At 56.2% G+C, this 21,080-nt stretch carries 20 protein-coding genes and 1 tRNA gene; 4 read left to right on the top strand and 17 right to left on the bottom strand.

Annotated features, from left to right (window positions below; translation table 11 throughout):
- Nucleotides 1-150: 150 nt before the first annotated feature.
- From MWH26_RS01075 to rpmH, 10 genes are all read right to left on the bottom strand, one after another.
- Nucleotides 151-1,446, bottom strand: coding sequence for a serine hydrolase (locus MWH26_RS01075; RefSeq protein ID WP_247975697.1), 1,296 nt, complete (start codon nucleotides 1,444-1,446; stop codon nucleotides 151-153).
- 120 nt (nucleotides 1,447-1,566) lie between these two features.
- A complete protein-coding gene (locus MWH26_RS01070) occupies nucleotides 1,567-2,775 on the bottom strand; it encodes a hypothetical protein (RefSeq protein ID WP_247975696.1) in 1,209 nt (402 codons plus the stop codon).
- Nucleotides 2,776-2,834: 59 nt separating this feature from the next.
- Nucleotides 2,835-3,674 (bottom strand): ion transporter, encoded by an 840-nt coding sequence (locus MWH26_RS01065; protein WP_247975695.1) that lies wholly within the window; start codon nucleotides 3,672-3,674, stop codon nucleotides 2,835-2,837.
- A 17-nt stretch (nucleotides 3,675-3,691) separates the two neighbouring features.
- On the bottom strand, nucleotides 3,692-5,029 hold the full coding sequence (locus MWH26_RS01060) for an APC family permease (protein ID WP_247975694.1): 1,338 nt from the start codon (nucleotides 5,027-5,029) through the stop codon (nucleotides 3,692-3,694).
- Between the two features lie 313 nt (nucleotides 5,030-5,342).
- Nucleotides 5,343-5,852, bottom strand: a complete 510-nt coding sequence (locus MWH26_RS01055; protein WP_188558084.1) for a DUF2480 family protein — start codon at nucleotides 5,850-5,852, stop codon at nucleotides 5,343-5,345.
- 70 nt (nucleotides 5,853-5,922) lie between these two features.
- Nucleotides 5,923-6,630, bottom strand: a complete 708-nt coding sequence (gene tsaB, locus MWH26_RS01050) for a tRNA (adenosine(37)-N6)-threonylcarbamoyltransferase complex dimerization subunit type 1 TsaB (RefSeq protein WP_247975693.1) — start codon at nucleotides 6,628-6,630, stop codon at nucleotides 5,923-5,925.
- A 33-nt stretch (nucleotides 6,631-6,663) separates the two neighbouring features.
- Nucleotides 6,664-7,224 (bottom strand): hypothetical protein, encoded by a 561-nt coding sequence (locus MWH26_RS01045; RefSeq protein WP_247975692.1) that lies wholly within the window; start codon nucleotides 7,222-7,224, stop codon nucleotides 6,664-6,666.
- A 72-nt stretch (nucleotides 7,225-7,296) separates the two neighbouring features.
- The gene (locus MWH26_RS01040; protein WP_244694716.1) at nucleotides 7,297-9,006 is read right to left on the bottom strand and encodes a S41 family peptidase; all 1,710 of its coding nucleotides are present in this window, start codon (nucleotides 9,004-9,006) and stop codon (nucleotides 7,297-7,299) included.
- A gap of 95 nt (nucleotides 9,007-9,101) precedes the next feature.
- Entirely contained in the window at nucleotides 9,102-9,527 is a 426-nt protein-coding gene (locus MWH26_RS01035; protein ID WP_247975691.1) for a ribonuclease P protein component, read from the bottom strand.
- Between the two features lie 46 nt (nucleotides 9,528-9,573).
- Nucleotides 9,574-9,732, bottom strand: coding sequence for a 50S ribosomal protein L34 (gene rpmH / locus MWH26_RS01030; protein WP_088845492.1), 159 nt, complete (start codon nucleotides 9,730-9,732; stop codon nucleotides 9,574-9,576).
- A 235-nt stretch (nucleotides 9,733-9,967) separates the two neighbouring features.
- Here rpmH and MWH26_RS01025 point away from each other — a divergent pair, with 235 nt between their 5' ends.
- Nucleotides 9,968-11,701: a M61 family metallopeptidase gene (locus tag MWH26_RS01025; RefSeq protein WP_247975690.1), complete on the top strand. Its 1,734-nt coding sequence runs from the start codon at nucleotides 9,968-9,970 to the stop codon at nucleotides 11,699-11,701.
- 185 nt (nucleotides 11,702-11,886) lie between these two features.
- Nucleotides 11,887-12,693, top strand: coding sequence for a hypothetical protein (locus tag MWH26_RS01020; protein WP_244694712.1), 807 nt, complete (start codon nucleotides 11,887-11,889; stop codon nucleotides 12,691-12,693).
- An 81-nt stretch (nucleotides 12,694-12,774) separates the two neighbouring features.
- Here MWH26_RS01020 and MWH26_RS01015 read toward each other — a convergent pair whose 3' ends face one another.
- The 4 genes from MWH26_RS01015 to MWH26_RS01000 all read right to left on the bottom strand — a co-directional run bounded on the left by MWH26_RS01015 (nucleotide 12,775) and on the right by MWH26_RS01000 (nucleotide 14,806).
- On the bottom strand, nucleotides 12,775-13,050 hold the full coding sequence (locus MWH26_RS01015; RefSeq protein ID WP_244694711.1) for a hypothetical protein: 276 nt from the start codon (nucleotides 13,048-13,050) through the stop codon (nucleotides 12,775-12,777).
- A 182-nt stretch (nucleotides 13,051-13,232) separates the two neighbouring features.
- A complete protein-coding gene (locus MWH26_RS01010; protein WP_247975689.1) occupies nucleotides 13,233-13,481 on the bottom strand; it encodes a hypothetical protein in 249 nt (82 codons plus the stop codon).
- Nucleotides 13,482-13,640: 159 nt separating this feature from the next.
- Nucleotides 13,641-14,573: a PfkB family carbohydrate kinase gene (locus MWH26_RS01005; RefSeq protein ID WP_244694709.1), complete on the bottom strand. Its 933-nt coding sequence runs from the start codon at nucleotides 14,571-14,573 to the stop codon at nucleotides 13,641-13,643.
- Nucleotides 14,574-14,732: 159 nt separating this feature from the next.
- Nucleotides 14,733-14,806: transfer RNA gene (locus tag MWH26_RS01000), tRNA-His, on the bottom strand.
- 265 nt (nucleotides 14,807-15,071) lie between these two features.
- On the opposite strand from MWH26_RS01000, the gene MWH26_RS00995 reads away from it, so the two are divergent.
- On the top strand, nucleotides 15,072-16,502 hold the full coding sequence (locus tag MWH26_RS00995; protein WP_244694708.1) for a DEAD/DEAH box helicase: 1,431 nt from the start codon (nucleotides 15,072-15,074) through the stop codon (nucleotides 16,500-16,502).
- A gap of 223 nt (nucleotides 16,503-16,725) precedes the next feature.
- On the opposite strand, the gene MWH26_RS00990 is transcribed toward MWH26_RS00995, so the two are convergent.
- The 3 genes from MWH26_RS00990 to MWH26_RS00980 form a co-directional block, all read right to left on the bottom strand.
- Nucleotides 16,726-17,184: a hypothetical protein gene (locus MWH26_RS00990; RefSeq protein WP_244694707.1), complete on the bottom strand. Its 459-nt coding sequence runs from the start codon at nucleotides 17,182-17,184 to the stop codon at nucleotides 16,726-16,728.
- Between the two features lie 132 nt (nucleotides 17,185-17,316).
- The gene (gene upp / locus MWH26_RS00985; protein ID WP_247975688.1) at nucleotides 17,317-18,033 is read right to left on the bottom strand and encodes a uracil phosphoribosyltransferase; all 717 of its coding nucleotides are present in this window, start codon (nucleotides 18,031-18,033) and stop codon (nucleotides 17,317-17,319) included.
- Entirely contained in the window at nucleotides 18,021-18,977 is a 957-nt protein-coding gene (locus MWH26_RS00980) for a GNAT family N-acetyltransferase (protein ID WP_247975687.1), read from the bottom strand. Before MWH26_RS00980 ends, upp begins: the two co-directional genes overlap by 13 nt.
- 121 nt (nucleotides 18,978-19,098) lie before the next feature.
- Here MWH26_RS00980 and MWH26_RS00975 point away from each other — a divergent pair, with 121 nt between their 5' ends.
- Entirely contained in the window at nucleotides 19,099-20,985 is a 1,887-nt protein-coding gene (locus MWH26_RS00975) for a hypothetical protein (protein ID WP_247975686.1), read from the top strand.
- Nucleotides 20,986-21,080 lie beyond the last annotated feature (95 nt).

The following is a 21,080-nucleotide window of genomic DNA, read 5'->3' as shown; positions in this document are numbered from 1 at the left end:
GTGCAAAAGTGGCGCTTCGAATTCAGTTCTCCAAACCCTGCTCACACTTTTTTCGTTAAAATTTGCTTCGTTGAACGCCTCGCGAGCGTTTTCTGCAGATTATCAACTGTTTGCTACCAACAATCTGTATTACATTTTACTGGCGTGGTCTCATCTTACCTGCTTTTGAGGAAAGGATTCATCAGAGAGAGGGAGTATTGGTCGTGCACGCGAAGCTTCATACTGACTGACCACCTGACCGAGGGCTGCTAAGAAGGGTAAACCAATGGACTCATACTCGTAGGCCCCATCATTGATTACACCATCCTTATTCACATACAAGACGGCGCTAAGCATGAACTCTGTATGCCGGGTAGAGTCAGCGAAGTACGCAACGTCGGCGAGGTAGCCATGTGACATGCCTACTACGTTGTATATATGCAAACCTGCTTGGGCCTCAGTCTTTCTGCTTCGACCGTAGTAGAGGTACTTCTTGTATGCGTCGAAATAGCTTGGAGCTCTGTAGGCAGTGTAGCCTGAACTGTGCGGAGTGTGGTGGAGGTAATAGCGCAGAAAGGCATAATCGGTGGTGGTGAGGTTGAAACGCCGTTGAGCGAGTACTGCTTCCGGAAACAAGATGACCTTGAGCATATTCGTAACATCTTGCAACGGCAGGTAATTGGCAGTAGTAAAATCGTATGGTTGCGGGATGATGCGGCCCCCGGCCTGATAGGCGCGGCCTTTCATTACGCGGCCTAACGGATGCGTCAACGGAACTCGACTCAGTGTAAGCGGCTGCTGGTAGCATACTTGGCCCGTATTTGGGTTTCGAAACTCAATAGGATTGGTGTATCGATTGGCCGCGGTATCACAGGGAGCAAAGCGTCGGACAATTCGGGCATCAGGATACCCTAGCTGGCGGAGACGAGCATTGAGCGGGCCCTGCCCCAGAAATTCATATAATCGGTTATAGGCCTGATTACGACTCACCAGTAGCATGCGCTTGATGTAGTTGCCGACGGTATTGATGCGGTCAGAATCAGGAGACACTATATAAGGAGCAGCCGTCTGGCAACGAAAGCCCACGCCGGTGGCCATTGGGGAGCGACGAGACAAGCCCGGTTGCTGCAGTTGATTTAACTTTTCGAGAGCTAAAGCGGCGGTGGGTAGCTTAACTAGACTAGCCGGATTGAAATACCGGCCGGCATCAAGGCGAAAGTTGTGCTGAACGAAATAAGGCCGCTGTTGAGCATCTCGGTTTATTTGTGTGTAAATGATCTGTAACTCGTAGTTGGCGGCGCGCTGTACCACTGGCCGCAGACGCGAATCGGAGTTCAGCAAACTATCTAGCAAGCGGCTGTTCGCAACTGGAGTTACAGCGGGCAGAGGCAATACAGAATGCTGATCCTTATTGGATGTCAAGCGCAGCAATGCTGCTATGATGGGAATGAGAATGATGTGCATCATATAATAAGGTAGCAAAAGGCCTCTCCCCTACCCCAAGCAGTACCTGTCATGTGTGCTTTAACGCAACCGGCGAGCCGCATCTATATGATACGGCTCGCCGGTTGCTGATTTTATAACGAGTTATTGAACAGTAGTTGTCCGGTGGGCTAGCAAAAGGTTGGAATTGTTTTGACGCCAGTTGTAGCCCGTGCCAAACGGTAGGGGGCGCGGGCGGTTGGCTGAGTCAGTGTAGGCAGTCGTCAGTTCGGGCTGGTAGTGTTTGGCGAAGAGGTTGATAGGACGCTTATAGGTCCCGTAGAAGGTAAACTGCCAATCGGTGGCAGGACGGAAGTACTTCATGGCAATGCCTGAATCGTCCTGGAGCACGTAGTTGCTGCGTGCTAAAATCAGATTGCGGACTTTGCTGAAGTAAGGCTTGTGCATCAGATACGTAGCCGACTTTACGTAGGTGGTGAGCGGCCCTAGTGTTTGGACGTATTTGAGGGCGGCTTCCTTGGTAACTCCTAGCTTCCAGTCGCTGAGGTCGGCGGAGAGGTAGACCACCTTTTTCGGCTGGCCCTGCGCAGTACGCAGCTGTACTTCAACCCCGGGTACCACTTTCAAACCAGGCCGTCGAATCGTAGCGGTGTCGGCTTCTACTACCTCGCCCTCCGCAGTGAGCTGGATATAGCGCACAGCTTCTACTTGGTGATTGGTACGCGTGGCGAACAGCAGCAGCAGCGGCAAGGCTCCGTCGAGTTCAACCGACTTCAGATCAACGGCCATGTCGTTCGTGCGGAAAAAGCTGAAGTTGAGCACCGACCAAAGCGACGCTTTCAGGGCCGTAAACAGCTTGGGATTTTCTAGGGTAGTAGGGCGCGGCACGGTACCAACGGGCTCCAGGCCCATCAGTACGTAGGTCTGGCTACCGGGAAACATCGTCGTGACGTTGAGAAAATCGGGGCCGCTGAAGGGGTAGAAGATGGTAGGACTGGTGGCCCGCACCGAGTCCAGCTCCGTTTGAGCCCAAGCTTCAATCTTGGCCGTGCGGGTAGTGTGGTAGTTGGTCCAGCTCTGGGCGGCGGCGGCGGCGTAGGCCTGCCAGGCGGGCTGGGCTGTGAGGGGCCGCAAGTTGCCAGCGCGGCTGGTAGGTAGTCCTGCTAGGTAGGCGGCCACATCGTGGGTAGCGGAAGTGTCGGAGGCAGCGGGTTTGGGGGCAGCTGGTAGGGTTGCAACCGTATCGGTGGGGGTAGCGGCTGGCTGCTCAGTGGTGCTTGGTTTTTTATCGGAGCAGGAAGCCAAAACGGCCAGCATAGCCGGCATGATAAGCCGGGCGACGGAAAAACGCATAGGTGCTAGGAGTTGGAAAGGCCCGAAAGGTAGAAAATGTAGGGCGGAGCTTTCTACACCTAAAGCTTCTCTCCGCACCGCCAGCAGTACTCTGCCTCGGGCCGGTGTTCCGTGGCTTGGCACACATGGCAAATAACCTGCTTGTAAGTAGGCGGCGAAGAAGCCGGAGTAGCCGGCGTTGCCATCTGGGCCGATACAATCCCTGTGGGCACGGCAATAATGGCATAGCCCAGAATCATGAGCACAGAGGCCAAGCTTTGCCCGAGCACCGTTACGGGTGAAATGTCGCCGTAGCCCACGGTTGTAAGCGTAACAATAGCCCAATAAATGCTCTTTGGAATACTGGTAAAGCCATTTTGACCACCTTCAACCACGTACATCAGGGTACCTATCACGACTACCAGTGTCAAGACAGCCGTCAGGAATACCAAAATTTTAAAGCGGCTGGCTTTGAGGGCCCGTACGATAAATTCTCCCTCACCTACGAAGCGGCCTAACTTAAAAATGCGGAATACACGCAGTAGCCGCAACGTGCGGATCGTTAGTAGGTATTGGCTTCCTGGTAGTACCAGACTAACCAGGGTAGGCGCAATCGACAGAAAATCGATGATGCCCAACAGACTTAGGGCATAGGTGAGCGGGCGGCGCACTACCACTAAACGGGCAATGTATTCGGTTAGGAACAGCACGGTGAAGGCCCATTCCACCGCCCGAAGGTAGGGGCCATACTGGGCATTGATGCTCCGTACGCTCTCGAGCATGACCACAACTACACTCAGCAAAATAGCCCACAGCAGCGCAATATCGAAGGTTCGTCCGGCGGGCGTATCGGCTTCAAAAATGACGCTGTAGGCTTTCTGCTTCCAGCCAGGAGCTGCTTGGGGCGGGCGTGTTTCCATACCGTATAAAACTCAGCTTACGGCCGGGAAGCGGGTTGGGGTTGAGCTGAAAAGCGCTTTCCCACGAAGTATAGCACCAGTCCTACGGCCAACGTGGCTACTCCGTACACCGTCTCCTGGGGGTTGCGCTGGGCAATGAAACGGAGCGTCCAGCCATTGAGTAGCAGAAACAGCAGGGGCGTAACGGGGTAGCCCCAGGCCCGGTAAGGCCGGGACAGCCCGGGCTGGCGCCACCGCAGAATGAACAGGCCTAGCACCGTCAGAAACGTAAACAGGCTTAGAACAAAGCCAGCGTACAGCAGCACTTGCTCGAAAGTGGCCGTCAGGATAAAGAGAATGGTCAAAGCGGTCTGAAACAGGGTAGCTCGCACCGGAATACCCGCCGAGCTTAACTGGGCCAGTGGCCGAAGTGCGGGTAGGTCCTCCCCCATCACCTGCAGAATACGCGGACCGGCAAATATCATGGAGCTTACCGTAGACACTAACAGAACAGCAATGGCTCCGCCCATAAGTCGGCCCGCAGTGTCCCCGAACAAGTGGCTAGCCACAACAAAACCGACTTCGAGCTGGCCACTAATCTTGGACAGGGGAGTTGAGTAGAGAAAAACGAAATTCAGCCCTACATATAAAAGGAGTACGAGGCTGGTACCGAGCAACAAGATGCGGGGCAGATTACGCTGGGGTTGCTCTACTTCGCCCGTAAGGTAAACGGCCGCGTTCCAGCCTGAATAAGCATAGGACACATACACCAACGATACGGCAAAAGCCGGGCTTAGCAGCTGCTGCCAGTCGGCGGCCCCATGAGGCGCAAAGTGCAGGGGCTGAGGCTGGGCCACCAGCAGGCCTACCCCAATAAACCCAGCCAACACCAACACTTTTATGGTCGTTATAACTACCTGCAAGCGGCTCCCGGCCCGTCGGCTCGTTATGTGCACCGTCGCTAATATGAGCACGACAACTACTGACAAAGCGGAAGGCGAAACCGTAGGCCATACGCTTTGAGCGTAACGGCCCAGGGCCATGGCTGCCAAGGCAGTAGGCGCGGCAAACCCTACCGTGGCCGAAACCCAGCCCGATAGAAACCCCAGCGCCGGGTGATAAATACGCGAGAGGTAGTGGTACTCGCCGCCGGAGCGGGGCATAGCGGCTGCTAGCTCCCCATAGCTCAAGGCCCCGCACAGGGCAATAATGCCCCCTACGGCCCACAACATCAGCAGCGCAAAACCACTCTTGATGTCCAGCACCTGAAAGCCGAGGCTAGTGAACACGCCAGTACCTACCATACTAGCCACTACAATGGCTATGCCCGTCAGAACACTGATTTTATATGAGCCAGAAGGATTGGGTGCGGGCATATGAGCAGGGTTAAGAAGCCAAAGATGCACAATGTGCCCCCTGCATCAGTTCGCAGCCTGAGTTTTAGCCACTGCGAAAGTGCTGCGTTCCGCTGCATAACTGGCCCATACCTGCCAAGCATACAGCTACCCTTTAGCGTCCGTAACTTCCACCCCACCGCGGGTGGTAAGTGCTTCCGTTGAGGTGTCGCTTACTTCTACATCCAAATTGCAAGGCTAAGTTGGTATAGAAGTAACATGAAAAGAGCCCACTTGCCGGGCAAATGGGCTCTTTTCAGTAAAAATCAACCGCTAAACTTCGCGTAAGCCGAGGCTACACTTTCGGGCGCTTGTATAGCGGCACAGTACTGCACGGCTCCCCGTACATAACGCTGCTGACAACGGGTAGCAGCTTCTGCATGATGGCCACGTAGGCGTAAGTTGGCACGGGTTTCTCGCCGCAGCCCTTTACTACCACTTTTGCGTCGTGGTACTGCTCCACGTCGATAGCCGCAATGGCTTCGTGGAATAGCTCCTGCTCCAAGGCCTCTAGGTTACCAAATACGTAGCGATGCGCGTGCTTTTGCAGCTTGGTTGCCAACAACATATAGGCCCACGTGGGCACAATAGCGTCAGCGGAACAGATAATAGCTACGTTCTTTCCGTCGTACTGGCTCCAGTCGTGGGTTTTGATAAACTCGCGGAAATCCTTTTCGCGCAGCATCAGCCCGTGAAACAGATTTTCCTTGATATCATATACCACCCGCTCCCCTGGGTGAATAAACTCTTCGAGGTTAAGGGTAGTAAGGGCGCTTTGCGCCACGCGGTTGATAAATTCTTCCATGCTCAGCGCCGCAGCAGCAGCGAATTAGTAAGATGTCGTTCCCTATGATTGCAACAGCGTAGTGGTACCTCTACAAGCCGGCTTTGTTCTTTGGAGTTGTGGTATAGACTTCCTTCAAATAAAACGGCTCATAGTAAGCTACGTTCTGAAACTCCTGGCGCTGGTAAGCTGCTACTCCCAGGGCGCCTACCGCTATGGCTGAGGGCTCAATGCCTGGCAAGAAACCAGCTCGGGCATTGTTAGCCACCAGCGGATAAAATTTCGTGGCTCCGCTACCAAAGAACAACAAGGAGTGGTGGGCTAAATGTTCGGCCAAGGCGGTTTCGTCTAGCACCAAGGGGGTAGGTGCCAGTACCTCGGCGCCATCGTGGCGGTAGAGGGCCGTGTACACTTCCATCCGGCGGGCATCCAGCATGGGGCAGTATAGGTACTGCTCGGGCTGGGCGGTGTACGTAGCTACTTGGTGCGCCAGGCTTTGCAAGGTGCTCACGGCCAGTAGCGGAATATCCAGGGCATAGCACAGCCCCTTGGCCGCCGCCGCCCCAATGCGCAGCCCGGTGTAGGAGCCCGGCCCGTCGGAAACGGCCACTGCTGCCACATCCTGCAGGGTGTGCAGGGTATTTTCCAGCAGCTGGTTCACGAGCACACTCAGGTGCGAGGAGTGCGACTTTTCCAGACGCAGTTCCGATTGGCCGACCAATGTACCATCCGCCACGCGGTGCAAGGCAACGGAGCAAACTGGTGAGGACGTTTCCAAGGAGAGCAGCAAGGTAGGCATAAGACAAAGGTACGGCGGCTCTTGGGAAGCGTACTACAGTGCTTGCTCATCAGCGCCTATCCGCCGCAAGGCACGCTCTTCCCACTGCTTCTCTTCCCATAGCTTATTCAGGCGGGGCTGTATAAACCACACTCCGACTGGCCAGAAAAAGCAAAGCAGAAAGCCTTTTATAGCTTGAGCAGCATCAGGACGGCGGCCTGTTTGACTAGCATAAAGCAGGGAGCCAGGAAACCAATGCATGTGTAAGTAGGCAAAGGCAACATAAAAGAAGATCAAACCACCAACCCCATCGGCATGCCAACTCGTTGTTGAAATATGAAAGTGAGGATCTTCGGTTGCTACGCTGTAGCCCCATGCGCCCAGGACTAGAAAGGCATTGAATAGAAACCAGTTCATATTATACCCTTCCTGCTTAGGACGAAGCTGCATCAACTCATTCGACTGCAGGATCAACCATACTATTAAGGAGAAGGCGCCCAAAAAATCCAGCACACTATCCAGAAAGAGGTCTTCCGTGTACCAGGATAGAAAGTGAGGAATAAGCAAGCACAAGAATACCTGCCAATGTTTGGCACGTAGTACAACGTCGTTCATCTTACTTCAACATAACATAGAAAAAGCAGCCCCAAGATGAGGCTGCTTTTTCTATTTACAATTCCAAGACACCTATTTGCCGCCAGCCGTGCTGCGCTTGGCTTCAGGGCGGGTTTTGGCTTCTACGGTGCCGGGCTTTAGCAAAGCTGAGTAGCGCGGCTGGTCATTGAGCACGTTCAGGGCCATCAGGATGTTGGGGTCATCGTCGAAGCTGGCTTCCACGCTACCCTTCTGGAAGTAGTAGCGTGACACAATTTCCTGCTCCAGCAACTCCCGAATTTCTGGCTTGAAGCGCATCAGGTCGTTGGCCTTGTTGGTCGTCACCTTTTTGCGCATGCCTTCTAGCTCGGTTTTCACGTCCTCGTAGTGCTTTTCCTCCTTTACTTTTTTGGTGAGGTCAGCCAACGCTTTTTCCGCGTCGGTGCTGTAGCTGATGTCCTTGCCTTTGAGGTAGTCTATAAACTTCTGGTAGTCGGCGTCGGTGAGCTTGAACTGGCGCGCAGCGGCAATGGTCGGGTGCTCGGCGCGGTAGCGGGTAGCGTAGTCGAAGAGGTAGCTTTTCTGGAGCAGCACGCGGGTGATGTCGGCTATTTCGCGGTCCTGCACTTCCACGTCGGGCGCTACGCCGCCGCCGTCGTATACGGTGCGACCGGCCACGGTTTTGAAGGCCGTGCGCAAGGAGTCGGGCACTTTACCCAAGGTGCCATCATCGGCGCGGTGGGTGTAGTCGATTTCCTGAATGCACCGGCCGCTGGGGATATAGTACTTAGCGGTGGTTACTTTCAGCTGGGAGTTGTAGCTCAGGGGCCGGGTGGCTTGCACCAGCCCCTTGCCGAAGGTACGCTCCCCTACCAGCACGGCCCGGTCGTAGTCCTGTAGCACGCCCGAAACAATTTCCGAAGCCGAGGCAGAGCGGTTGCTGGTAATGACAACCATCGGAATTTGGGTATCCAACGGCGCATCCAAGGCTTTATAGGTTTTATTCCAGTCGGATACCTTGCCCTTAGTGCTCACGATGTCTTTGCCCTTGTCCACGAACAGGTTGGAGATATTCACGGCCTCGTTGAGCAAGCCGCCGGGGTTGTCCCGGATATCAAAGACGAGCTTTTTGGCGCCTTGCTCCTTGAGCTTGGCTACCGCTAAGCGCACTTCCTTACCTGCATCCACGGTAAAACCCGAGAGTTGAAAGTAGCCAATTTCGGGCGTCAGCATGCCGTAGTACGGTACATTGTCGACCTGAATTTTGTCGCGGGTAATGTTGACTTCCACCGGGGCTTCCTGGCCGTAGCGCGTCACCATTAGCTTCACCTGGGAGTTAGCTTGGCCCTTGAGCAGTTTGCTGATATCGGAGTTGGACTTCTTCTCCACCGTCACGCCGTTGATGCTCAGAATTTCATCACCGGGCAGCAGACCCGCCTTTTGGGCAGGATAGCCCTCGTAAGCTGCCTGCACTACCGTTCTGCCGCTACGCTTCACGACTACCGCCCCAATCCCGCCGTACTGGCCGGTGGTCATGGTGCGAAAGTCCTCAATATCGTCCTCGGGAATATAGTTGGTGTAGGGGTCCAGGGACTTGAGCATGGCGTCAATCCCGGTTTTCACCAGCTTAGCCGGCGGCACCTCATCAACATAGTAGGTATTCACCTCCTTGAAGAGGGTAGCGAAAATGTCGAGGTTCTTAGCAATTTCGAAATACCGCTCGTTGTCAGAGGCCGGGCGGAAGGATACGAGCAGCGCAGCGCCGCCAAGCAGGGCAACAGCTGCCAAGGATTTTTTACGCATATACGGGGCTGAAATCAACTAAACGACCCTACAGTGTGCCTCGCTTCCGGCTTGCTGTTTCTACCATGAACAGCCGGAGGACAAGTCATTTGTACCTAAGAACCGGCGACTCGCGAAGGAGTTGCACCGGCTTCGGTGAGCAAACGCTCTAGCCCTGAAATTAATTTTTTTTCAACCAGCGTGAAAGGCTTTTTTTCCTTGCCCGTGTAGATAATCGCCAATCGCCCGAGGCAGTGGCCTCCTTCGGCTTCCAGCAGCCGGTATTTGTTGAGGCGGTAAGCCTCGCGCAGCAGGCGCTTAAGGTAGTTGCGGTCAACGGCGCGCTTAAAGCTGCGCTTACTTACGCTGACCAGCACCTGTGGCGGCGCGGTAGTAGGTGTTTCCGTGGGCAACCAGATCAGCCGCAAGGGGTATAAACCAAAAGAAGAACCCCGGCCGAAAAGCTCTTCAATGAGCTTTTTGCGACACAGATGTTCTTCTTTCGGAAACGAATAGGAGCGCCCGCCAGGCGTAGAATCCATGGACTCAGACTCAGAGAGCGGCGACTGCACAGAAGCCGGCAGCGGCTTAGCGCTTATGACGACCTTCGTCGGATACGGTCAGGCGCTTGCGGCCTTTGGCACGACGACGAGCGATTACGCTGCGGCCGTTAGCGGACTCCATGCGCGAGCGGAATCCGTGCTTGTTGCGGCGCTTGCGCTGCGAGGGCTGAAAAGTACGTTTCATGGTATTGTTAAGTGACTCAGTAACAGGTAAGGCCGGCAAAGGTAAGGGGTTGAATCGGAAAAGACAATGCTTTCCCGCGCTTTTTCCTTTCTGACAAAGTGGATTTTACCGGAAATGGCCTGACGGAATGCTGGTTGTTTTCCGCCTGCAGCCGTATGAAAACCACGGGTATCCGCCCCGCAAATTCGTAGCTTTACGTTCAGGTTTACCGGCCCTTGCCGCCGTCCGCGCTTCCATGATTCACTACCACGTCTCGTTCGAGAACCCGCTTACCTTCTACGTTCAAATTCAAATGACCTTTGAGGTAGCCCAAGACGCTACTTCGGAGTTGGAACTACAGCTGCCAGCGTGGCGGCCCGGACGGTATGAGCTGCAGAACTTCGCCCAGAAGCTTCAGCACGTAGTCATTGAAGATGCAGCCTCCGGCGAATCCCTTTCTTCCCGCAAAATCACCAAAGACCGGTGGCAGGTAGCAGAGGCCGCCGGCCGCACCGTGCGGGTGCGCTATAACTTTTACGCCCACCAAATGGACGCCGGCGGCTCCTGGCTCGACGAAGGCCAGCTCTACCTGAACCCCGTGCAGGGCTTTATGTACGTGGAGGGCCGGCAGCAGGAAACCTGTCAACTATTGCTAGACCTGCCGGAAGGCTGGCAAATTGCTTGCGGCCTCCCCCAAAGTGGCCCTAACACGTTGCAAGCGCAGAGCTTCGACCATCTCGCCGACTCGCCCCTCATTGCCAGCCCTACCCTGCAGTATCGTAACTACGAGGTAAACGGATTGCCCTTTTACATCTGGATTCAGGGTGACTGCCCCGTGGACTGGAAGCGCGTGGTAGAGGATTTTCGGGCGTTTAGCGCCGAGCAGCTGGCTCTGTTTGGCTCGTTCCCGGCCCAGGACTACCACTTCCTGAATCAGATTCTGCCCTATAAGCACTACCACGGCGTGGAGCACTTGAACTCCACGGTCATTACCCTGGGCCCGGCCGAGTTGCTGATGACGGAAGGACTCTATAAGGAGTTTCTGGGGGTAAGCTGCCATGAGCTGTTCCATGCCTGGAACATCAAGAGCATCCGGCCCGCCGAAATGCAGCCTTACGACTATGCTCGGGAAAACTACTTCCGCACCTGCTTTATTGCGGAAGGCATCACCACGTATTACGGTGAGTACCTGCTGGCCCGCGCTGGAGTCCGTACTACGGAGCAGTATTTCCAGGAGTTGAACACGGTGTTGCGCAAGCACTACGACGACTACGGCCGCTACCACCTCTCCGTGGCCGATGCTAGCATGGACCTCTGGCTCGATGGCTATAAACCCGGCATCCCCGACCGCAAGGTGTCAGTATACCACAAAGGCGCGCTGGTGGCTTTGCTGCTGGATTTGACGCTGCGCCAGCTTTCCGGCCACAAGCGCAGCCTCGATGACGTGATGCAACGGCTGTGGGAAGAGTTCGGAAAAACCGGCGTGGGCTACACGGAGGAAGACTACCTCCGCATCGTGAAGGAAGTAGCTGGGCGCGATATGCAGGCCTATTTCGACAAGTTCATTTACGGCACGGCCCCGCTGGAAGAACCCCTGAACCGGGTGTTAGGCTTTGTGGGCTGTCGCCTTCGACTCGACGAAAATTTGTCGGTTTCGGAGGGTACGTATGGCTTCCGGACGGTAGTGAAAAACGAACGCACGGAAGTCACGGATATTCTGCCAGATTCGCCCGCGGCGCTTAGCCTGACGGTTGACGATGAGGTTATAGCCGTAAATGGCCGGCGCGTGGATATGAACCTGCAAAACCTGCTCAGTGACGGCGCCGACCACCACGAAATTACCGTATTCCGGCAGAATCGTTTGCTAACTGTACCGTTGGTTGCAGATCCGGCCCACCGGTTCTGGCAGAAGGTAACGGTAGAAAAACTGGCCGCCCCTACCCCCGAGCAACAGGCGAGCTTTAAGCAGTGGCTGAAACAGGATTTTTAAGGTAATACCCTTTTCAGAGCCTTGCTTGCCGATCAGCTAGTCACTTGCCTTCTTACGCAGCCTCCGCACTTTTCACCCCAGAATATTTCGCATAATCAGTGCTTGGCGGAACTCCCTGCACGCGTTTTCTTTTTCGCTCTTTGTCCACCAGACCTCGCGCATTTCGAATCAAGCCTACCCCTATCATGTTTCGGTTTCGTACCGTGGCGGCCGTGTTGCCGCTAGCCATGGCTTTGCCGGCTTGTTCACTGCGGATGCAACCGGCTGAGAAGCCGCGCCCGGGCATTGCAGTACCGCCACTACCCGCGCCAAAGCCCCCACGCATCTACCGCCTCGAGCATCTGGATACGCTGGTGCAAGTGCCCGGCCGCGTGCTGCGCATTTACCCGGCGGCCCGGCCCGTGTATGAGCGGCTGCCCAGCCCGCACTGGGTTTTGCCGCAAGCGGCCTCGGCAGCCGAAGAAGAGTCGTTTCTGGACTTTGCCGCTGAGGAAAAGCGGCGGCTACTAAAGGCTGGACCGCGAGTATTTCGGAAAGGCCGGGCTTTGTACTTACGCCCCACAGCCAGCCGGGAAGTTCGTTTGGTAAACAACCCGGTAGAAGATGAGCGTAACGTTGCCTACGAATACCTAGCCACTCTTCCCGAAATAAAGCAGTGGCTGGTATCGGTGCACCTGTACGAAGGCGGCTACTATATGCTGATTGACCAGCGCACAGGCCACCGCACCCAACTCATGGCCCCACCCGTTATTGCGCCCGATGGGCAGCATTTTGTGTGCGGCAACTCCGACGTCCTCGCCCGCTTCGAGCCCAGCGGTCTGCAACTCTGGTCCATGAATGATGGGGTACCCCATTTGCTGTGGGAGCGACAAACAGAATGGGGGTGCACGCAGCCCCGCTGGCTCGACAACAAAACTATTCTCTTTGAGCAGGACTTCTTTGATAAGGGCGACGTAGACACCCGCGTAGTACGACTTAAAGTAATTCCGTAGCGCCATTACGCGCATATGCTCTTATACACCAAACGGCCTTCCTGAAGTATATCAGGAAGGCCGTTTGGTGTATACTCGTAATTATTTCTGCTTTTGTTGGCTGGGGTTCGGGTTGTGGCGAGGCTTATTTGCTTGCGTGGTCCGCTCCTGCTCACTGTCGCCACCGCCGGGCGCATTATTGCGGGTGTGGTTGCCCGCCTCATTGAGGCCATTCTGGTTGTCGTTTTGCACCTGAGTACCGCCGGACTGTCCGCGCGTATCGGGGTCAACTGAGGGAGCGTGCTGCAGGGCATCGGGGCCCATGGCCGAGTCGCTTTTTTGATTCGAGGCTGGGGAATCTTTTTTATGCTTAGACATGGCAGTAGAGGCTAAGAGTACGTGAACAATCTGCCTTCTTTTACCCAGCCAGTACCCGTAGGGTTGTAAAAAAAGAGCGGACTTTTCGCAAGCTAAACAGTAGGCAAACCGAACTCTTACGCTCTATTCACCTACTGTTTACTTGCGAAAAGTCCGCTGTAAACACTCCGCTGGGAGGTTACTTAGTCAGCCTTTTTGCCCGGCCCTCGCTGGTTACCATCTACCGACATGGGCTGGTTACCCTGCGGATTGTTGCGAATGGGCGTGGTTTTGCGGGGCTCATTGCCACTGGAGTTGCCGTCGGTGGTATTGCCGTGCGCCGATACGTTGCTCACGTTGGGGTTCTGCACCTGGGTGCTTTTCTTCTTGGTATTCGCAGCCGGATTAACCGAGGTTTGCTCGTTGGTCAGGTCGGTTTGTTTTTTGCTCATGCTCATGGCCGTAGGGGGTTACGGGTGAATAGATAGAGCATGTACCTCATCAGTAGCTGGCAGGTTACGGTAAAATTAGGGCCACGCAAAAGCCCTGGCCGCTACTAGCAACCAGGGCTTGCTACCGTTGTCGGTGAATATTGCGCGAACCGGGTCGCTTTACTGGGCCACCGCCGAAGCCGGCACAACGGCCACTAAGTCGGCAAATTGCTGCTCGCGGGCTTCAATTTCTTCTTGGGTTAGGTTCAGCAGGCGCTCCGTGCCAAACTTCTCCACGCAGAACGAAGCCATGGCCGAACCGTGAATCACGGCGCGTTTCATATTGTCGAAGCTGATGTCATCGGTAGCGGCCAAGTGACCGATAAAGCCGCCCGCGAAAGTATCCCCGGCGCCGGTCGGGTCGAATACCTCTTCCAAGGGTAGGGCCGGTGCGTAGAACACCTTGTTTTTGTGGAAAAGCAAAGCGCCGTGTTCCCCTTTTTTGATAATGAGGTACTTCGGCCCCATAGCCATGATAATTTTGGCGGCTTTCACCAACGAGTGCACCCCAGACAGTTGCCGTGCTTCCTCATCGTTGATGCTGAGCACGTCCACCATCTCAATGGTCGTTTTCAGCTCATCCATGGCCACGTCCATCCAGAAGTTCATCGTGTCCATCACGATAAGCTTGGGCCGATTCACGAGGCGCTGAATCACGAGGCGCTGAATTTGGGGCGTTAAGTTGCCCAGCATCAGATACTTGCAATCCTGGTAGGAATCGGGGATAATCGGGTCGAAATCAGCCAGCACGTTCAGTTCCGTTACCAGCGTCTCGCGCGAGTTCAGGTCGTTGGAGTACTTGCCTGACCAGAAAAACGACTTCTCTCCTTCCTTGATCTGCAGGCCTTCCGTATCCACGCCGTGCTCCTGAAGCAACAAAATATCCGACTGCGGGAAATCGTCGCCAACTACTGCCACTACCTTCACAGGCTTGACGGAATAGGAGGCCGATAGGCCGATGTAGGTAGCGGCGCCGCCTACAATTTTGTCGGTTTTGCCGAAGGGCGTTTCCAGGGCGTCGAAGGCCACCGTGCCGATAACAACCAGACTCATAGATCAGAGGGGGAAAAGTGGTTCATGTACTATTATTACTGCTCCGCAACGTTGCTCAAGCCGAAATCCTTCCGCAACACGGTAAAAACACCCAGGAGTGAGCCACCAGGGCAAATAAAAAAGGTCTCTACCGAGACGGAGAGACCTTTTTTGACAGTGGGTAAATAATGGGGCTCGAACCCACGACCTTCGGAATCACAATCCGACGCTCTAACCAGCTGAGCTATATCTACCGTGTGGAGTATTGTGTCACAAAAGTAGCGGGTGCCGGGTTATTTGCAAACGATTTGGCGAGATTTTTCTTCTAAACCCAGAAGTAATAGGTCGGCGACTTCCTCGGTCCGGCGGCTTTAAATGGCCGGAACGCGGGTAGCCAGCGGCAAATCAGCCCACTAATTACTGCTCCGAGAGCTACCTTATTTCTGAACCTCCACTGCGGGGCAGAATACCCGCCGCCCGGATTACCCGTACCTTTGGGGCTCGTAATACCCTTTTGCCATGTCTGATACGCCGCAGCCCGTTTCCTTTGCCGACTTTAAGCTCAACAAGCAGCTCCTGACCGCCGTGGCGGAAGCAGGCTTTGAGCACCCTACCCCCGTGCAGGAGCAGACGATTCCGTTGCTGCTGGCCGGCCACGATGTGCTCGGCATCGCCCAGACGGGGACGGGCAAAACTGCCGCCTTCGGCCTACCCCTGCTGATGAAGGTAAAATATGCCCAGGGCACTCACCCACGGGCACTTATTCTGGCGCCTACCCGGGAGCTAGCCATGCAACTGGAGGCCCACCTGAAGAAGCTGGCTACCTACACCGACCTGCGCATTTTTGCTATTTACGGGGGCCTGGGGCCGAAAACGCAAATTGAAACCATTGCCCAAGGCGTAGATATTCTGATTGCCACCCCCGGCCGCCTGATGGAAATTTACCTGCGCGGCGACTTAGTGCTAAAGGAGCTGAAAACTTTGGTGCTAGATGAGGCCGACAAAATGATGGACATGGGCTTTATGCCCCAAATCCGGCGCATTCTGGAGGTAATTCCGCGCAAACGCCAGAACGTGCTGTTCTCGGCTACCATGCCCGAGAAAGTAACTACCCTTAGCGAGGAGTTCCTGGAGTTTCCGGTGCGGGTAGAGGTTACGCCGGCCGCTACCTCGGCCCAGAACGTTACCCAGAGCTTATACGAAGTACCCAACCTGATTACCAAGATCAACCTGCTAGAGTACCTGTTTCTGGACTGGGACACCTTCAGTCGGGTTATGATTTTTACCCGCACTAAGGAGCACGCCGAAAACGTAGCCAGCTTTCTGCAACGCAAAGCGCACGGCGAGGTGCGAGCCATTCACGGCAACAAGGGCCAGAATGTGCGCATCAACGCCATGGAGGCTTTCAAAGCGGGTGATGTGCGGTTCCTGGTAGCTACCGACGTAGCGGCCCGCGGCATCGACGTGCCGCAGGTAAGCCACGTTATCAATTTCGACGTGCCGCTGGTGTACGACGACTACGTGCACCGCATTGGCCGCACGGGGCGCGCCCAGCACACGGGCGCCGCCATTACCTTCGCCAATGAGGCGGAAATGCACCACATGCACCAAATTGAGGAGCTAATCCGGCAGCAGATTCCGGTGTTGCCCCTTCCGCCGGAGGTAGTTATCGCCAAAACTTCCTTTGAGGAGCAGCAGGGCATGGACCGGGAGAAAGATGAGCGGCGCAAGCGCGAAGACCCCAACTTCAAAGGTGCCTTCCACGAGCGCAAAGAGTGGATCAAGCCCGGCGTTACGATTGACAAGCGCACGGGCCGCGAGTTTGTAGCCGGCCCAAACCGCAGCCAGAAGGGCAGCAAGGCCAATCCATCCAAGGGCAAAGCCTCGTCTCACTCTTCCAAAGCCTTCCGCGCCGCCCAAGGCCGCGCCCGCAGCCGCCGTAGTAAGTAAGTGGTAAATGAGTGCTTGAGTGAAGGAGGGGCACGGTGAGCGGAACCCAGCTATCCTTTCTCTCATTCGCTAGACACTTGATAATGCGAGAAGCCCTTGACGCCAGCACGGACGTCAAGGGCTTCTCACATAGTATTAGGGGTAGTACTTTATGAAGGAAGGATGGCCGCGCTCCGTTTGCCCTAACCCTCCTTCACTCAAGCACTCATTTACCAGTTCACCACTACCGGTAGTGGTCGAAGATGGGGAGGTGGCTGAATTTGACAGCTAGCAGGGTGAAGGTGATGCCCCACAAGGCCGCGCTCCAGAGCATGTGCACCAGAATGCGCCAGCGCGGTACGTGCAGTTGGGTGGCAATAACGGTTCCGCCGACGGGGCTGAACAGAATCGGGGTTAGGAAGGCAATGCCTACCATACCAAAGCGCCGGTAAATGCGCACAATAGTTCGAGTACGGCGGTTGAACAGGGGCTTGCCCTTTTCTTCGCGCCGGCGGCGCTGATGTAAGGCCCAGGCCCGTCCTAATCCGGAAATGAGTACCACCGTTGTCATCATACCCGCCACCGACAGGCCCCAGATCAGCCCGGGCTGTAAGCCGGCGGCAACCCCAGCAATGGGCGCCGCCACAAACTTGAACATCCCAATGGCGAAAACGGAAGCGTATTTAAGAAGAGCAGGCAGCACGGTAGTACGTGAAATAAGCGGAAGGCAATGTGCTTGAACGCACCCTTGAAGATAACAGATTTACCTCGGCCAGTGGTTTTGCTGGTGGTTAGCCATGTCTTGCTACACCTCACCCAACCAGTGGCCCTACCCTTACAGCTTGCTACCGTACGATAGGTCGCCGGCATCACCCAGGCCCGGAATGATGTAGGCTTGGTCGTTGAGACCTTGGTCGATGGCAGCTACCCACAGCGTGGCCTCGGGTACTTCGCGGGTTACGTACTCTACGCCCTGGGGGCTGGCAATAACGGCGGCAATGTGCACCTGTCGGGGCGTGCCGAAGCGCAGCATAGCCCGGTAGGTTTGCACTAAGGATTTGCCGGAAGCCAGCATGGGGTCGGCCAGAATCAGCACCCGCTCGTCCAGGCTGGGGGCTGAGAGGTAGTCGACCTGCACCTGCACCTGGGCCGTACCCTCAATGCGGTAAGCGGCGGCAAAAGCCGAGGGCGACTGATCGAAGTAGTTCAGGAAGCCCTGGTGAAACGGTAGGCCCGCCCGCAGCACGGTGGCCAGCACTGGAAAATCGTGGAGCAGCTTGCCACTGGACTCGCCGAGCGGAGTGCGCACGGTTTGGTCGGTGTAGCTGAGCTGGGAGCTGATTTTGTAGGCAATGATTTCGCCGAGGCGCTGCAAGTTTCGGCGGAAGCGCAGTGAATCCTGCTGCACCGTTACGTCGCGCAGCTCGGCTAAAAAGTGATTGGCAATGGAGGGCTCAGCGCACACCTCGTGCACGCGGCTGTGGTCGGCGGCGGGGGTAGCGGATGCCGCGGCAGCCGCCGAAGAATCAGGAGTGGGGGTCAGCGCATCCATTTCAGATACCAGGGGCGTTGGGTGAACGATAGGGCCGCGTAGGGCACGGGCTCGGCCCCGAAATTGGCGAAAAAACGCGCAATGGACGGTATCGTGCCGCCTTCAAAATCCAAAACCAGCTCTGAGGTGCCAGCGTGTTGCTGAATAACCGCATCTAGCAGCAGCAGCGGGGCCCCGGCCTTTTTACCGGCCAGCGAGGCGGCCGCAAACAAATACACCAGCTTGGTGCGGTAGCGCACGAACAAGGCACTGGCCAGCAGCTCGCCGGTTTGGGGCTCCCGTACTTCCCGAATATCTAGCAACTGCCGCAAACTAAGCGCCGCTACCAACTTGCGCATGAGTATATAATGGCGGGTTTTAAGGCCGGCCTCCGGACCTTTCGTCTGCTGAAAGAGCTGCAGCAGCGGCTCCACATTCGTCGTTTCCGTGACGCGAAGGGGACGGCCGGCCGCCTCATAAAGACGCAGGCGGCGGCGGTAGTCGGCGGCATAAGCGCCCCGCAAGGTTTCATAGGGACTGTCCAGCCGCAATTGATAGGTATGTCGCTGCTGAAATGCTACCGACAGCGGCGCTTGGGGAGGCAGCTCATTCGCCTCATTAAGTTGGGTGTAGCAGCGGGAGTAGTGCGCGAGTAGGCTGTCGAGGTTCATCAGCCCACCAGAGCCTAGCGGCTGCTTAGCATTGGTTGAGGTGAGCCAGCCTAGCTGTTGAGTGAACGGAGGCTGATGAATCTCGCGGCCCCAGGGGCGCCACTTCACGGGCAGGGGCCACACGCTCAGGTAGCGGCCACTGCTTTCTTCCTGCTCTACCACGGCATCCCAGCGGCCAGCCGTAGCCTGCAGCCACCACGAGCAGGCGTAGGGCACTACCTGCCGGGCCGCCCCAACGCAGGCGTCCCAGGCGGCAAGGTCGATTTCGTGGTGGCGGAGCAGGCGCGTGGGCATGAAGCAAAGGTACTGCGGCGCAACTTCCGGCGTTACTGGACTCCTTACCCGAACTGAATCTTACCGTAACTCCGTAGGTTTGCCTACCCGCGCGCCGGCTTCGGCGTAAACGGCTCTGCTTATGAGAAAATCCTACCTTCTACTGCTGGCTTTGACCGGCCTACTTACGGCTCCGGCCGCCGCCCAGGACACGCCCACGCGCCCCTCCGACGGCAAAGGCACCTGGCTTGATTATTCGGGCGCGCCCAAGCCCTACCGGCCGGCCGCCTGGAACCTGAACTCTGATGAGCCGGCCAAATCCACGATGGGCACTACCTACGTGCCCCTGGACGTGGATATTTACCGGCTTATTGATCGGTATGCCATCAAATACGGCCCCGATTCCCTGGCTGATCCGCACACCTCGGTTCGGCCCTACACGCGGGCAGCGGTGGCCCGGCTGGCCGAGCGCATCCTGCGCGACTCCACGGCTGGCCTGTCGCGCCAGGACCGCTTTAATGTGCGCTACCTGTTGCGCGACAACTGGCACGACGCCCGGCAGGACTCGGCCGTGAACCTGCGGGAGCAACCTATTCTGAAGCACTTCTACGAACGGCGCTCCGACCTCTACAGCCTGGAAACGCCCGATTTCTCATTGCGGGTGAACCCCGTGCTAGGCCTGAGCCTGGGCAACAGCGACGGTAGCAAAAGTTACAGCTTCCTGAACACCCGCGGGGCGCAGGTAGAAGGCACCATTGACCAGCGTTTGGGCTTCTATACCTTCCTGGCCGACAACCAGATGGCCGTGCCACTCTACGTACAGCAGCGCATTGAGCGCGACCAAGCCGTACCGCACGAAGGGTTCTGGAAGCCATTCAAGAATACGCCCGGCCAGTACGATTTCCTTTCTGCCCGGGGCTACCTGACGTACGCCGCTGGCAAGCACGTAAGCCTGCAGCTGGGCCACGACCGAAACCAAATTGGCAACGGTTACCGTAGCCTCATCCTGTCGGATTACGCCTCGCCCTACCTGTTTCTGAAGGCAAACACGCGCATCTGGAAGTTTCATTACCAGAACCTATTCGCGCAGATGACGGCCGATGCGCCCAACCTGGATGCAGAGTACGACCGGAAATACCTGGCTTTGCACCACTTAAGCTTTGATGTGCTACCCAATTTGAATGTGGGTGTGTTCGAAAGCGTGGTATACAGCGGCTATTCTTCTACCTCTGACAGCGTGCTGGTAAATGGCCGCCCAGTGATTCAACCGCGTCGCCGAGGCTTCGAACTGCAGTACCTGAACCCCATCATCTTTTACCGGGCGGTGGAGCAGGGGACCGGTTCTGAGGACAACGCCATTCTGGGTCTGGATTTCAAATGGAACATCAAGCGGCAGGTGCAACTCTACGGGCAGCTGGTGCTGGATGAATTCGTGCTTAGCCAGATCCGAAGTGGCAACGGTTGGTGGGCTAATAAACAGGCTTTCCAGCTCGGTGGCAAGTATATAGACGTAGCGGGCATCCGGAACCTCGACATCCAGGGCGAGTTCAACTACATCCGGCCCTATATGTACCAGCACGAAGACCAGTTTCGCAACTACCAGCACAACGCCCAATCCCTGGCCCACCCCATGGGCGCCAACCTCTGGGAGCTGGTGGGCATCATAAGTTATCAGCCCCTACCCCGCCTGAATGTGGTGGCCAAGGGCTTTTACGTCAAGCAAGGCCTTGATCCGGTGGGACAAAATTACGGCTCCAACGTGCTGCTGCCTTACACCAACCGCCCCTTGGATGCCAACGGCAACCTGCGTGAATACGGCTTTGTGGTTGGCAGCGGCCCCACCTCCTACCTCTTCCACGGCGACTTCACCGCCACCTACCAAGCCGCGCACAACCTCTGGCTCGACGGCAAGCTGATTGTGCGTCACCGAACCTTCGACCAGCCCGTGCCCCATTTTACCGCCGGCACTGATGCCCTGGCCTCCGTGGCCCTGCGCTGGAACATTGCCCAGCGCCTGCACGAGTTTTAATAGGTGGGGCTAGGCATATCCAGCGCAGCTTATTCCGCCGGCCGAAACAGTATAGCTTATTCTTTTTGTTACCCGTCGTACTCCCTACTTACTTT

This window comes from Hymenobacter sublimis (genome assembly GCF_023101345.1).
Classification (GTDB): Bacteria; Bacteroidota; Bacteroidia; order Cytophagales; family Hymenobacteraceae; genus Hymenobacter; species Hymenobacter sublimis.
Note: the sequence above shows the minus strand (reverse complement) of the source record. Positions and strands in the feature narration are given on the sequence as shown.

Bases quoted from the DNA above. Each gene is read 5' to 3' on its own strand.
- MWH26_RS01075 (WP_247975697.1), bottom strand. From the start codon at position 1,446: ATGATGCACATCATTCTCATTCCCATCATAGCAGCATTGCTGCGCTTG.
- MWH26_RS01070 (WP_247975696.1), bottom strand. From the start codon at position 2,775: ATGCGTTTTTCCGTCGCCCGGCTTATCATGCCGGCTATGCTGGCCGTT.
- MWH26_RS01065 (WP_247975695.1), bottom strand. From the start codon at position 3,674: ATGGAAACACGCCCGCCCCAAGCAGCTCCTGGCTGGAAGCAGAAAGCC.
- MWH26_RS01060 (WP_247975694.1), bottom strand. From the start codon at position 5,029: ATGCCCGCACCCAATCCTTCTGGCTCATATAAAATCAGTGTTCTGACG.
- MWH26_RS01055 (WP_188558084.1), bottom strand. From the start codon at position 5,852: ATGGAAGAATTTATCAACCGCGTGGCGCAAAGCGCCCTTACTACCCTT.
- tsaB (WP_247975693.1), bottom strand. From the start codon at position 6,630: ATGCCTACCTTGCTGCTCTCCTTGGAAACGTCCTCACCAGTTTGCTCC.
- MWH26_RS01045 (WP_247975692.1), bottom strand. From the start codon at position 7,224: ATGAACGACGTTGTACTACGTGCCAAACATTGGCAGGTATTCTTGTGC.
- MWH26_RS01040 (WP_244694716.1), bottom strand. From the start codon at position 9,006: ATGCGTAAAAAATCCTTGGCAGCTGTTGCCCTGCTTGGCGGCGCTGCG.
- MWH26_RS01035 (WP_247975691.1), bottom strand. From the start codon at position 9,527: ATGGATTCTACGCCTGGCGGGCGCTCCTATTCGTTTCCGAAAGAAGAA.
- rpmH (WP_088845492.1), bottom strand. From the start codon at position 9,732: ATGAAACGTACTTTTCAGCCCTCGCAGCGCAAGCGCCGCAACAAGCAC.
- MWH26_RS01025 (WP_247975690.1), top strand. From the start codon at position 9,968: ATGATTCACTACCACGTCTCGTTCGAGAACCCGCTTACCTTCTACGTT.
- MWH26_RS01020 (WP_244694712.1), top strand. From the start codon at position 11,887: ATGTTTCGGTTTCGTACCGTGGCGGCCGTGTTGCCGCTAGCCATGGCT.
- MWH26_RS01015 (WP_244694711.1), bottom strand. From the start codon at position 13,050: ATGTCTAAGCATAAAAAAGATTCCCCAGCCTCGAATCAAAAAAGCGAC.
- MWH26_RS01010 (WP_247975689.1), bottom strand. From the start codon at position 13,481: ATGAGCAAAAAACAAACCGACCTGACCAACGAGCAAACCTCGGTTAAT.
- MWH26_RS01005 (WP_244694709.1), bottom strand. From the start codon at position 14,573: ATGAGTCTGGTTGTTATCGGCACGGTGGCCTTCGACGCCCTGGAAACG.
- MWH26_RS00995 (WP_244694708.1), top strand. From the start codon at position 15,072: ATGTCTGATACGCCGCAGCCCGTTTCCTTTGCCGACTTTAAGCTCAAC.
- upp (WP_247975688.1), bottom strand. From the start codon at position 18,033: ATGGATGCGCTGACCCCCACTCCTGATTCTTCGGCGGCTGCCGCGGCA.
- MWH26_RS00980 (WP_247975687.1), bottom strand. From the start codon at position 18,977: ATGCCCACGCGCCTGCTCCGCCACCACGAAATCGACCTTGCCGCCTGG.
- MWH26_RS00975 (WP_247975686.1), top strand. From the start codon at position 19,099: ATGAGAAAATCCTACCTTCTACTGCTGGCTTTGACCGGCCTACTTACG.